This window comes from Enhygromyxa salina, assembly GCF_002994615.1.
Classification (GTDB): Bacteria; Myxococcota_A; Polyangia; order Nannocystales; family Nannocystaceae; genus Plesiocystis; species Plesiocystis salina_A.
In genome coordinates this window covers 1-12452 of record NZ_PVNK01000025.1, presented here as the reverse complement: position 1 = coordinate 12452, position 12452 = coordinate 1, and the positions used below count along the sequence as shown (strand labels likewise).

Annotated in this window: 10 protein-coding genes and 1 tRNA gene; 6 read left to right on the top strand and 5 right to left on the bottom strand. The window is 69.2% G+C overall.

The window, feature by feature from the left end:
- The first annotated feature begins 104 nt into the window (after positions 1-104).
- The 4 genes from ENSA5_RS02525 (at position 105) to ENSA5_RS02510 (ending at position 5442) form a co-directional block, all read left to right on the top strand.
- Positions 105-956 (top strand): hypothetical protein, encoded by an 852-nt coding sequence (locus ENSA5_RS02525; RefSeq protein ID WP_106389952.1) that lies wholly within the window; start codon positions 105-107, stop codon positions 954-956.
- A gap of 318 nt (positions 957-1274) precedes the next feature.
- On the top strand, positions 1275-3689 hold the full coding sequence (locus ENSA5_RS02520; RefSeq protein WP_181197253.1) for an FG-GAP repeat protein: 2415 nt from the start codon (positions 1275-1277) through the stop codon (positions 3687-3689).
- The gene (locus ENSA5_RS02515) at positions 3686-4981 is read left to right on the top strand and encodes an RCC1 domain-containing protein (RefSeq protein WP_106389950.1); all 1296 of its coding nucleotides are present in this window, start codon (positions 3686-3688) and stop codon (positions 4979-4981) included. The genes ENSA5_RS02520 and ENSA5_RS02515 overlap by 4 nt, the downstream gene beginning before the upstream one ends.
- Complete coding sequence (locus ENSA5_RS02510) at positions 4978-5442, top strand: hypothetical protein (RefSeq protein ID WP_106389949.1); 465 nt, start codon at positions 4978-4980, stop codon at positions 5440-5442. Before ENSA5_RS02515 ends, ENSA5_RS02510 begins: the two co-directional genes overlap by 4 nt.
- Before the next feature lie 10 nt (positions 5443-5452).
- Here the strand turns inward: ENSA5_RS02510 and ENSA5_RS02505 are convergent, their stop codons facing one another.
- The 5 genes from ENSA5_RS02505 to ENSA5_RS02485 all read right to left on the bottom strand — a co-directional run bounded on the left by ENSA5_RS02505 (position 5453) and on the right by ENSA5_RS02485 (position 10794).
- Entirely contained in the window at positions 5453-7702 is a 2250-nt protein-coding gene (locus ENSA5_RS02505; protein WP_106389948.1) for a PQQ-dependent sugar dehydrogenase, read from the bottom strand.
- 27 nt (positions 7703-7729) lie between these two features.
- A complete protein-coding gene (locus tag ENSA5_RS02500) occupies positions 7730-8329 on the bottom strand; it encodes a response regulator (RefSeq protein WP_106389947.1) in 600 nt (199 codons plus the stop codon).
- 430 nt (positions 8330-8759) lie between these two features.
- The gene (locus ENSA5_RS02495; RefSeq protein WP_106389946.1) at positions 8760-9359 is read right to left on the bottom strand and encodes a response regulator; all 600 of its coding nucleotides are present in this window, start codon (positions 9357-9359) and stop codon (positions 8760-8762) included.
- Between the two features lie 83 nt (positions 9360-9442).
- Positions 9443-9516 (bottom strand) — tRNA-Pro (locus ENSA5_RS02490).
- A 75-nt stretch (positions 9517-9591) separates the two neighbouring features.
- Entirely contained in the window at positions 9592-10794 is a 1203-nt protein-coding gene (locus tag ENSA5_RS02485; protein ID WP_181197250.1) for an FHA domain-containing serine/threonine-protein kinase, read from the bottom strand.
- A 57-nt stretch (positions 10795-10851) separates the two neighbouring features.
- Between ENSA5_RS02485 and ENSA5_RS35470 the strand changes: the two genes are divergently transcribed.
- A complete protein-coding gene (locus ENSA5_RS35470) occupies positions 10852-11637 on the top strand; it encodes an HAD family hydrolase (RefSeq protein ID WP_146155250.1) in 786 nt (261 codons plus the stop codon).
- A 320-nt stretch (positions 11638-11957) separates the two neighbouring features.
- Positions 11958-12452 (top strand): alanine dehydrogenase (locus ENSA5_RS02475; RefSeq protein ID WP_373422410.1); only part of this gene is annotated, 495 nt, incomplete at its 3' end.

Here is a 12452-nt window from a genome sequence, read left to right as displayed (position 1 = left end):
CCGAGCTCCGACGGCGAAATTGAGCCTCGTCGAAGCGCTGGCAAAAAAATTGCTCGAGCACGATCTCTTCACGTCTCGAATGTGACTGCTCGGCAAAGGACACAATGAAGCACTCCCTGTCGAACTTCTTCATCCCCGTCTTGACCCTCGCTGGCCTCGGGCTCGCAGCTTGCGAAGCCGAGCTCGACGAGCCGAGCCAGCGCGCCGAGCAGCGCGAAACGCTCCCGCTGGTCGCAGTCCCCCAGACGCCGGAGGCGCCCGAGCCGAACGAGGCCACCCCTTTGTCTGGATCCGAGCTCCCGCTGATGGAGCCGACTCCGGCTCCCCAGAACCCAGGCAACCCCAAGGTCTGCTGTGAGGTCCCGCCCCTCGATCCAATGTGGATGACGACGGCCGCCTGCCTGCAGTACCCCGGGCACGTGGTCGTGCCCGAGCAAGAGTGCGACGAGTGCGAGGCCCTCGTCGGGCTGTGCCCCGGGATCAGCTACCCCGAGTGCCCGCCTGCGGGGGGCTCCGCGATCAACGGCGACATGGACTGCGACGGCGTCATCGATGTTCGCTATTTTTGTCCGCCCGGGACCTCGCCAGCCGACCTCGACGGCGACGGCTGCGAGGAGATTTGCGCCTGTGATCCCTGCGAGGACTTCTACGGCCTGTGCCAGAACCTCGACTACTCTGGCAACTGTCCCTACCCTGGGGCCCCAGACGCGATCAACGGCGACCTCGACTGCGACGGCAGCCCCGACGTTCGCTATGTCTGTCCACCCGGGACCTGGCCGGGCGATCCGAACGGCGACGGATGCAACGAGGCCTGCCTGTGTGACAACGATCCCCTCCTTTCTGTGTGCTGCGATCACCTCAACGGCATGCCCCCGAGCACCGTCCCGGCCGCCAGCTGCATGGGCAACCTGCTGCCGCTGGAGGCCTGCTTCGGGCAAGAGGGCGGCGACGACTGAGCCCGGCGCCAGGCCTGGGAGCCGAGCCCGGCGAGCGCGCCGCGAGGACGAGGGTCGTGAGGGCTTTGTCGAGTGTCATGCTCGCTTGTCTCCGTCGGCGAGCGCGGGGCCGCCTCGGGGTGGAAGAGCGCTCGAGCACCCGACCCAGGAAAAATCCGCACCTACGCGGAAAAGCTCTCCATCTCGCCCCGATCCCACGCGCCCCCTGAAATGTTCCGGGGGGCTCCCCTGGATTTGCGAACTTATTTGCGCCTTTGCCCCCATTGTCGCTCCCGCGTGCACGGCTAGGCTCCCGCAATGCACGGCCAGAGAACATGGGTGGTTCTGATCCTCGCGCTGCTCACGAGTCGCTCGGCGCGCGCGATGGATCCGGTCAGCGGCCCGGCGGTCTCCGAATGTTCGTATCCCTCTGCGGTCCGGATCGACAGCCATTGCACAGGTTCCTATATCGGTGACGGCGTCGTGCTCATGGCTGGGCACTGCATGGACTCCGAGAACCCCAAGCGGGTGATCTTCGCCAACGCCGACCCCGACGCCGATCCCAAGGGTGACAGGTTCGAGGTCGACATCGCGCCCGACCCCGACGTCATCAGTCAAGAGCACTGCTACAGCCATCCGGGCGGCGGCGCGAAGTCGGTCGCCAACAACATCTGGCACTACGCGGGCGTGGACCTCGGGGTCTGCGTCCTCGATTCGAGTGACCCCGATTACGCGAAATTGGACGATCTCCCGACCGTCCCCGTGATGGTCCCGACCGGCTGCATCCGGGACTGGTTGCACGAGCTACTGTGGACGACCTACGACTGCGCGCCCGGTCAGGTCAAGGGTCCGTCCGGCTGCTGGACGCCGCCGCCCCCGATCGGCAAGCCAGCCGACGGGAACTTCCCCGGCGTCGATGTCGTGGCGATCGGGATGGGCAAGAAGCCCGGCGGTGAGGACGGGTTCAAGCGCGCGTTCAATCCAACGCTCTACGTTCAGGTCGACAATTCCGGCGCCAAGGGGCCCTACGCGAACTACTACCACCAGGGCAGCCCGACGCAGCTCGTCACCAACCACACGGTCGCGTGGGATGAGACCCCGATCCCCGGCGAGGGCACCCTCGACGGCGACTCCGGCGGCCCGATCCTCCACCGCCTGCCCGACGGCACCTGGCGGGTGATCGGCGATCTCAACGGCGACGCGTCGGGGGGGACGCCCAACGCGCTGGATCTCTACGAGGCCGCGCCCGCGTACGTCCACTGGATCGAGTACGTCACCGGCCGCGACGTGACGCCCTGCCATGACCTCAACGAGGAGGACGAGTGGGTCTGGCACGGCGACTGCCTCGGTGATCTTCCAACCTCGATCAATGAGCCGGGCGGTGGGAGCTTCGCCGCGAACAGCTGCTCGCTGCATGACAGGGGCGGCAAGGCGTGTGGCGGGTGGCCCGCGCCGCCGCTCGACATCTCGGCCGGCACCCTGCCCCAACCTCAACATCTATGGATCGAGGCCAAGTCGGTCGAGGCCAAGCTCACGCCGACCTTGGCCCTCGCCGCTCAAGGCCAATTCGGTGATCCCGTCAGCGTCGACGCGGTCGCCGACTATCTGTACGACGCGAGCTATGCCGACTCGTCCTATACCTTCTTGTCGAGCATCTTCGACGCGGGTCAGCTCGGCGGCTACTTGAGCGATGCGGTCAGCGCAGACTTCTCCGGGACCGGCCAATTGTACGAGGTCTACTCGGACCCGGACTTCGATTGTGGGAAGGGCCGACTCATCGTCCTCGATCCCAACGGGGTGCGGACCGACTGGGATCTCGATACGCCGGGCGTTCTCGGCGCGGCCGCGTGCGAGGACTACTTTGGTGCGGCGCTCACCGTCGGCGACTTCAACGGCGATGGCTTCGAGGATCTCGCCGCGAGCACGCCCGGCGCGCGGGTCAACTCCGAGCCCGGGGCCGGGAGGATCCACGTCTTTTATGGCTCATCGAGCGGGCTGATGGCCTCGGGCGATCAGGTCTTCGATCAGGAGAGCGTCGGCATCGGCGGCGTCGCGGCCGCGTGGAGCTTCTTCGGCGAGCAGCTCACCGTCGGTGACTTCAACTGTGACGGCCTCGACGACCTCGCAATCGGGACGCCCCGCGCGACCGTCGGCGGCGCACACGAGGCCGGGTCGGTCCACGTCATGTATGGGACCTCCGGCGGCCTGGGCACCCTGGCAGCCCAAGACTTCGCAGATTACGGCGCCGCCGGAGTCGTGGTCGAAGCAAACGATCACTTCGGTGCCAGCATCGCGGCGGGCCGACTCACGAGCGCCACGTGCTCGGACCTGGTGATTGGGACGCCCGACAAGGACCTTGGCCTCGAGCCGGACGTCGGCCAGGTCTCGATCTTCTACGGCGGCTCGGCGGGGCTGCCCGACTACCCCAACACGCGTGTCATCCAGGGTCAGGGGGGGATCGCCGATATCGGCGAAGCCCACGATCGTTTTGGTGCGCGCTTGGAGGTCATCCCTGGCGTCGACGCAGACACGCTGCGGATCCTGGTCCCGAACGAAGACTGTGATCCAAGCGCGCCACAGCAGGTCGTCGGATGGCACTCAATCGTAGGTTCCACCGGAACGATCGACCCAAGCGCCAACATGTTAGAGTGCGTGAGCGTGGGCGAGGGCCAGCTGTCGACGGCAGCTTGGGGTGACCTCGAGCAACTCGCGCGACTTCACGCCGTACGTATCAGCCGGGAGCTCAACCCGTGAACACGATCGCAGCCGCGGTCTCGCTGGCGGCGCTCACGCTGCTGCCATGCTGTGGACCAAATCCCAACGCCGACGAGTCCGCCCCGACCGACCTGCCTGACGAGGTCGAGGTCGTCGAGCTCGTCGCCTTCGATCACTCGACCTGTGCCCTCGACTCGGGCGGCGGGCTGCGCTGTTGGGGCAGCGGCGGTCAGGGCCTGCTCGGGTACGGCGAATCGGAGAACATCGGCGACGACGAAGACTGGTGTTCGGTCGGCCCCGTCGCGGTCGGCGGCCCGGTCCACGATGTTCAGGAGCTCGGCGGCAAATGTGCGATGTTGGATTCGGGTGAGGCGCGCTGCTGGGGTCCGGGCATCTTTGGGTTCGCGTTCACCGGGGCCGAGCAGCTGCCCTTCGAAGGCCTGAAGATTGAGGCGTGCCCGCGCGTCGAGCGGCTCGTTCAGGGCGTCAATCATGCGTGCGCGTTGCTCGAAGACGGCGCGGTCCGCTGCTGGGGGGCGGGGCGCGAGCTCGGCTACGGCGACAGCATCGATCGGGGCATCGGAGCCGACCCGAACGAGATCCTCGCCGAGCTCCCAGATCTCGCGCTCGGCGGCCCGGCGCTGTCGATCGAGGCCGGGACCTCCGTTGTCGGCGGCCACACCTGCGCGCTCCTGCTCGACGGTGGCGTGCGCTGCTGGGGCACCGACAGCGCCCTCGGCTACGGATCGCAAGAGCCGATCGGGGACGACGAGACCCCCGCGGAGGCCGGCGACGTGCCGCTGGGCGGAGCGGCGATCGGCCTCGCATCGGCGGGCAGCAACTGGTGCGCGCTGCTCGAGGATCACAGCCTGCGCTGCTGGGGTCGGGACGCCGCCTACGGCATGCTCGGCTACGGCGACATCTTCTCGGAAACCGAGCGCGTCGGGGACGACGAGACCCCGGCGGACATGGGCCCGGTCGACATCGGCGAGCCCGTCGAGGCCGTGTTCATGGGTGGCCTGCGGACCTGCGTGCTGCTCGAAGGCGACCGGATCCGTTGTTGGGGCCACGGCCTGATGCCCGGCCTGCTCGGCTATGGCCCCTCGATCACGCGGCTGTACGAGCCACCGAGCGAAGACATCGACATCGGGGTCGGGGTCCGCGATCTCGCGCTGGGCCTCAAGCACACCTGCGCGCTGCTCGACAACGGCCGAATCCGCTGCTGGGGCCTCAACTCCGAGGGGCAGCTCGGGCTCGGCGACCCCGACCTGGCGTGGACCGAAGGCATCCCGGCCGAGGTCCCGCTGATCGCCGACTGCTGGGGCGCGTGAAGGTGGCGCCCGTCATGCAGGACCAGCGCCGTGTGTTTTTGGTCTGGCCGCTGGTCGGCGCGGCCCTCGCTTGCGTCGTCGGCCTGGTGGTCTCGACCTGTGAGCTCGGGCGCGAGCGACCCGAGCCCTCCGCCGCTCCCACAGCCGTGAAGGCGGCCGTGAGGGCGGCGGCGCCTGCGGAGCACCCGGCGTCCCCGGGGCGTGCCGCGCCCTCGCAAACCCAGCGCGCGTCAGTCTCGGACCCCGGCTGGGCCCGGCTCCCGGACGCCGCGCGGATCGAGCTGACGACCCAGGCCTTCGAGCGAGCGCTGACCCGGGTCGAGCGAGACCCGCAAGACACCCACGCGATCCAAGAGGCCCAGCGCGCGCTGTCCCTGCTGCGGACGGAGCTCGGGACCGACCCGTCAGGGATCCGCCGCTGCGACGCGCTCGAGGATCGACTCGCCGCGCTGAGCGAGTGAGCTCGTTGGCTCAGGGGCAGTCGAGCTCCTCGATCCAGGCGCCGATCAGCTCGATGGCCAGCGGGTCGACGACCGCGGTCCCGAGCGGCGGCATCTGGCCCATGCCCCGGGTCGCCATCCGCAGCCACAGGTTCGACTGCTCGGGCTCGCCGGGCACGACCCGGATGTCGCCATCAACCCACAAGCTCGCGAAGGCCAGCGGCTCACACACGCCCGTGTCCGCGAGCGAGATCGACGCCCGCAGATCCGGGACCATCCAGCTCGGCTGGTGGCACGGGGCGCAATTGCTGTCGAGGTAGGCGCGGGCCCGATCGTCGAGAGGCAGCGCGTCGTCGCGGGGGTCGGCGAGCGCGGGCAGGGTCTCGAGCGCCGGGGTCGCGCCGCCCTCGAACTCGAGCAGATCGATCGCCGCGAACGCGGCGAGCTGATCGAGCTGCGTGTGGGTGTCGTCGGCCTCGCGGTAGATCACCGGGCGATTGAGCTGGGCCGTCGTCGGCCCGAGCGGCCGCCCGCCGCCGAAGCCATGGCAGATCCGGCAGCCGACGCGGTCCGGGAAGCCCCACTCGAACTCGTGGACCCCGGCTTGATCCTCGACGCTGAGCTGGGCCTGCGCGCCGCCGACGAGCAGCTCCGCGTCGCTGCCCTCCTCGTTCCAGCGGTAGCTGTGAAATTCCCACACGCCGTTGCGCCGGACCATGAACCGGGTCTCGATCGGCCGGCGGCTGTCCGCGTCCCCGGTCACGGCCTCGAGGATGAAGGTCTTGATCAGCAAGCTGCCCTCGGGGAAGGTCCAGCGCCCGTCGTCCTGCACGAGCACCCGCTCGCCCGGGGGCACGACCATGTGGCGGAGCTTGTGGAGGCCGTCGCTCCACAGCGCCGAGGCGACCGTGAAGGGGATCAGGTCGGGGCCCGGGTCGAGGGCCTCGAGCTCGTCGAAGCACTCGAGCTGTGAGAGCGCGCTCGGGAGCGTGCCGGGCAGACCGTCGGGCGCGAGGACCAGGCGCGCGAGCCGACCCTCGCCGTCGACAAACCACGGCTCGCCGGCCGCGTCGGGCCCGAGCGCGGCCACGCCCTCGCTGGCCGCGGCCACGACCTCGAAGCCGAGCTCGGGTGCGACGCCCCACACCCGGCCCGAGCAGCGATCCGCGAACAGCTGGGCGCCCGCGAGCTCCTCGGGCAGGGCCGCGCCGCGGTAGCCGAGCGGGCCCACGATCCCGCAGTGGTCGCCGGCCGCGTCGGGCTCTTGGAGGCCGTAGTCGGCTTCGGGCGCAGCGAAGGGCGCCATGTCACACGGGCCCTGGGTGCAGCGCCGGCCCTCGACGACGGGCCAGCCGTAGTCGGCGCCCGAGAGCAGCAAGTCGAGCTCCTCGCGCAGCCCCGCGCCGAGGTCGACGCACCAGCTGCGCGCGCCCTCGGGGTCGGTGGCGCACGCGCGCGGGTCGTGAAAGCCGATCGCCAGCAGCTCGGGCCGGGCGTCGGGATCCGTGGCGAAGGGGTTGTCGGCCGGGATCGCGTAGCCGGGCCCGGGCTCGGAGACGTCGAGGCGCAGGACGCTCCCGCGCAGGTCCAGCGGATCGCGGGCAGGCGAGTCTGCGTGGAGCTGGGGCGCCTCGGTCGCGTCGTCGCCGACTCCGACCAGGAGCATGCCCCCGGCGTCGAACACCAGCCCGCCCCCGCTCGCCGCCGTGCCCTCGTGGACGACCGTGAGCACGGTCTGCTCGGTCTGCGGATCCGCGGTCCCGGCCTCGGCGTCGTAGCTCATGCGCGCGACGATCGTCCGCTCGGGCCAGGCGGCGTCGTGGTAGTGGACGAAGAGCTCGCCCGGGTCCGGACCGGGCGCGAGCGCGACGGCGAGCAGTCCGCGCGAGTCGCAGCAGTCGACGCGCGCGCTCAGATCCACGACCAGGCTCGGCTCGAGGCTCTCGTCGGGCGCCACCGACCACACCCGCCCGCGAGCCTCGACCACCCACATGCCCGAGCCCGGCGCCGCGAGGAGCTGCGCGGCCTCATCGAAGCTCGGGCCGCGGTCGAGCGGCTCGGCGATCAGCCGCGGCAGCGCGTCGGCGGCGGTGCCCTCGAGCACGCAGCTGCGCGTCGAGGGCCGCGGACCGAGGGCCGGCAGGGACTCGTCCGTCGTCTCGCCGCCGGTCTCGCCGGTCTCGTCGTCCCCGCCACCGTCGTCGACGGCTCCAGCGGGTGAACACGCCGCGCAGACCAGCGAGGCGAGGGCGAAGAGACGGACAGCGAGCGCTCGGTCCACCTTGCCGAATCCCGGCCCGGAGCGGGCTCAGAAGTCTCCGAACAGCTCCGAGATGCGGACGTCGAGGGAGTTGGCGATCTTGAACAGCGACGAGACCGAGGCCGACGACTCGGCCCGCTCGATCTGGCTCAGCAGCGAGACCGACAGCCCGGCGCGCTTGTGCATCTGCTTGAGGGTGAGCTGCTTCTTGCGCCGCTCCTCGCGGATGCGCTTGCCGATCGTGATGTGCAGCTCGTCCTCGCGCCGGACGACGATGCCCTTCTTGCGGGCGACCCGCGCGATCGTCTCGCGCATGTCCTCGCCCGAGAAGGGCTTTTGCATGTAGGCCGAGACATCGAGGTTGATCGCGTCGGTCGCCGACTCGAGGCTCGGGAAGGCCGTGAGGATGATCGCCGCGATGTCCTTGTCGACCTTGCGGATCTTCTCGAGCAGCTCGAGCCCGTTGATGCCGGGCATCTTGAGATCGAGGATCAGGATGTGGAAGGTCTCTTGAGTCTTGAGCTTCTCGAGCCCAGCTTGCGGATCGTTGATCGCAACGACCTCGCAGCCGTCGGGCGTCAACAGCTCCTGCAGGTACTCACAGACTTTGACGTCGTCGTCGATGATGAGGACGCGGAGGCGGGACACGCCAGCATCATGCCAGGTTTTTTAGACCCCCCACAGCCGGTTTTTAGACCCCCCCACAGCCGCTTTCGCACCCTGCCACGCACGGCCGCGAGCGGCCGGTCGCTCGTTCCTCGCTCGGTGGGCTGGTGTGAGCTACGCGATCCTCTCCGTGGCCCCCCAAGGGGGGGCTGCTTGTTAGACCCCCCCACAGCCGCTTTCGCACCCTGCCACGCACGGCCGCGAGCGGCCGGTCGCTCGTTCCTCGCTCGGTGGGCTGGTGTGAGCTACGCGATCCTCTCCGCGAGCGGCCGGTCGCTCGTTCCTCGCTCGGTGGGCTGGTGTGAGCTACGCGATCCTCTCCGCGAGCGGCCGGTCGCTCGTTCCTCGCTCGGTGGGGCGCTCGCGCGCGGTGGCCGTGGCGCTCTGTGACGCGGGGGCCGCTGCGGGGTCGCTAAAAGTCTCCGAACAGCTCGACGATGCGGACATCGAGGGCGTTGGCGATCTTGTAGAGCGAGGAGACCGAGGCTGAGGACTCGGCCCGCTCGATCTGGCTCAGGAGCGACACCGAGAGGTTCGTGCGCCGGCCCATCTGCTTGAGGGTCAGCTCCCGCTTCTTGCGGACTTCGCGGATGCGCTTGCCGATCGTGATGTGGAGCTCGTCCTCACGCCGGACGACGATGCCTTTTTTGCGGGCGACACGGGCGATCGTCTCGCGCATCTCCTCGCCCGAGAAAGGCTTTTGCATGTAGGCCGAGACGTCGAGGTTGATGGCGTCGGTCGCGGACTCGAGGCTCGGGAAGGCCGTGAGGATGATCGCTGCGATGTCCTTGTTGAACTTGCGGATCTGGTCGAGGAGCTCGATCCCGTTGATGCCGGGCATCTTGAGGTCGAGGATCAGGATGTGGAACGTCTCCGCCGACTTGAGCAACGCGAGGCCGGCGTGAGGATCGTTGATCGACACGATCTCGCAGCCGTCCGGCGTCAGCAGCTCGTGGAGGAACTCGCAGACGCTGGCGTCGTCGTCGATGATGAGGACGCGGAGCTGTGACACCTGCGCAGCATGCCAGGTTTGCGGCCCGCGCGGCAGGGTGAGAGACGAAGAAGGGGGCCCGCTTTGCGAGCCCCCTTCTCGTGTCGGGGCGAGAGGATTCGAACCTCCGACCTTTCGGTCCCGAACCGAACGCGCTACCAGGCTGCGCTACGCCCCGGAAGGAGGCGCGGTAGGTAGCAGAGCGTTCTGACCTTGTCAAAGCGCGGGTCGCGGCCCCGCGAAGCTCGCAGGGTTAAAACGCGATGCCCATGCGGTAGGCCCCGACGCTGAACTCGTCGTGCGCGGTCAGCTCCACTGGCTTGTGGATGGGCTGATCGTTGAGCTGCACGGAGCCATCGCCCGTGATCGGGCGCAGCTGGGGGCGGTTGGGGATCCCGGCCCACTCGACGACCGCGTGGACGCGCAGCACGCTGTCGTGACGCAGCTTGATCTCACATCGCTCGCCGCTGCCGATCCGGTAGGAGCCGGGCAGGAACACGCGCCCTTCGGGGTGGCGCTCGCCCGGGTGGAGGATCCGGAGGTCCGCGGCGACCGAGACCTTGAAATTGCGGTGGAGCACGTAGCCGAGCACGTTGGCGAGGGCCCCGGCGTCGGGCGGACGGCCGGCCGGCTCCTTGTCGAGGCAGCGCATGATCCCGCGGACCAGATCGGGCGGCAGCTCCGCGCACCCGGGCTGCTCGTCGAGCGGCACGATCGGCGACTCCGAGTGACACTTGAGCCACAGCAGCGGCTGCTTGCGGAATTCCTCTTTGACCTGCTTGAGCGTGCGCTCGCGGTGGAAGGGGGAGCAGCCGCTGAGCAGCTCGTAGAGGATCATTCCGAGGCTGTAGACGTCGCTCGAGGGCGTCAGTTCGCGGGTCTTGAGCTGCTCGGGCTGGCTGTAGTGGGGCGTGCCCACGACCATGTGAGCCTTGGTCGCGTTGACGCCGACGACCGGTGAGCCGTCCCAGGAGCGCGCGAGGCCAAAGTCGAGGAGCCGGATGTGACCGGAGGTCTCGACGAAGATGTTCTCCGGCTTGACGTCGCGGTGGACGATGCCCTTGGCGTGGGCCTCGGACAGGCCGAGGCAGACCTGGTGGACCAGGCTCACCGCCTCCGCCGCCGCGAGCGGACGATCGAAGTCGTGCCACTCGTCGAGGGCCTGGCCCTCGAGGAAGTCCATGAGCATGTAGATGTGGCCGTCGGGGCGGAGGCCGCAGTCGAAGCTCTTGACGACGTGGGGGTTGGTCAGCGAGCGCAAGATCGTGATCTCACGCAGGGCGCGCTGAGCCTGGTCGCCGGCCGTGACCGGCTCCTTGGTCAGCTTGAGCGCCATCGGCTCGTCGTAGCCCGGGACGTCGACCTTGTAGACGCACGCGAACGCGCCCTTGCCGAGGATGTCCAGGATCCGAATGTTCCCGGCGTAGACGTCGCCGGACTGCAACTCGAGCGGCATCGTGGTACAGGCGCCCCGCTGGCTTCGAGCCAGCTCTAGGAACGTATCACGAGTCGCATGCCAAGCCCACGAGATCCAAGCACGCTCGCGCCGCGTCCCCTGGCCGAAATCGCCACTGGCCGCGTTGCGACGATCCGCGTGGTCGCGACCGACGTCGACGGCACGCTCACTCGCGGCGGTGAGTTCGGACCCGACGTCATCGCGGCGCTGGCAAAGCTGACGCGCGCGGGTGTCCGCGTGATCCCGATCAGCGGGCGCCCGGCCGGCGAGGTCTTGGGTCTGTGTCGCTACCTCCCGGGCGTCCGCTTCGGCGTGGCCGAAAATGGGCTGCTGGAGATCGAGCCGGATCACGCCCCGCGCTGGCTGGGTGAGGTCAGCGACGTCGGGCGGCTGCGGGCCGTTGGTGAACACCTGAACCGGGCCCACGACGCGCGGCTGCAGCTGACTGGGGACGCTTTTTGTCGGCTCGGCGACGTCGCCTATGAGCGCGAGGGGCGCGAGGAGACCGAGCTCCTGCGCCTGCGCGAGCTCGCCGAGGCCGAGGGCGTCCATTTGATCTGGTCGAACGTGCATGTGCACCTCGCACAGCGTCGGCCCGACAAGGGCGCCGGTCTGCTCCGCCTGCTCGAGCGCCGCAACATCGCGCCCGCGAGTGTGGTCACCGTCGGCGACGCGCCCAACGATGGCGGGCTGTTTGAGCCGGATCGCTTCGGGCTGACGGTCGGGACCGCCGACGTACTCGGGCAGCGCGAGTGGTTTTCTGCCCTGCCGGAGTGTGTGACCGCGGCGCGCGAGGCTGATGGGTTTCTGGAGCTGGCGGAACTGCTCTTGCGCGGCGCATGACGCTGCACACTCGCTTCGCGCACACCCAAGGCCAGTCTCCTGGGACCTGGGGGCCGAGCGCAGCGAGGTTGTCGGGCCGCAGGCCCGAGTCTTGGAGACGTTAAAGACAGTCTCCTGGGACCTGGGGGCCGAGCGCAGCGAGGTTGTCGGGCCGCAGGCCCGAGTCTTGGAGACGTTAAAGCCAGTCTCCTGGGACCTGGGGGCCGAGCGCAGCGAGGTTGTCGGGCCGCAGGCCCGAGTCTTGGAGACGTTAAAGAGGGCTCGACTGGCGGCGTTTCGTCCTATAGTCCCCCCGCCGCGACAGCGCGCAGGAGCCCACCATGAAGATCGGTGTACCCAAGGAGATCAAGAACCATGAGTACCGCGTCGGTATGCAGCCTGCGGGGGTCCGCGCGCTCGTCGACGCTGGCCACGAAGTCGTCGTCGAGCGGCTCGCGGGCGACGGCAGCGGGTTTCCAGACGAGGCCTTCGAAGGCGCGGGGGCCCGGATCGTCGAGACCGCGGCGCAGGCCTGGGACGCCGACATGGTCGTCAAGGTCAAGGAGCCGCTCGCCGATGAGTTTGGGTTCTTTCGGCCGGGGATGATCCTCTACACCTATCTTCACCTGGCGGCGGTTCCTCGCCTGACCAAGGAATTGATGGAGCGGCGGGTTCGGAGCATCGCGTACGAGACGATCACGGATGGTCAAGGCGGGCTGCCGCTGCTGCGTCCGATGAGCGAGATCGCCGGGCGCATGGCCCCGCAGGTCGGCGCGTGGTCGCTGGAGCGGGCCAACGGTGGCCGGGGGCTGCTGCTCGGCGGGGTGCCGGGGACG

Bases quoted from the DNA above. Each gene is read 5' to 3' on its own strand.
- ENSA5_RS02525 (WP_106389952.1), top strand. From the start codon at position 105: ATGAAGCACTCCCTGTCGAACTTCTTCATCCCCGTCTTGACCCTCGCT.
- ENSA5_RS02485 (WP_181197250.1), bottom strand. From the start codon at position 10,794: ATGCCGCTCGAGTTGCAGTCCGGCGACGTCTACGCCGGGAACATTCGG.
- ENSA5_RS35470 (WP_146155250.1), top strand. From the start codon at position 10,852: ATGCCAAGCCCACGAGATCCAAGCACGCTCGCGCCGCGTCCCCTGGCC.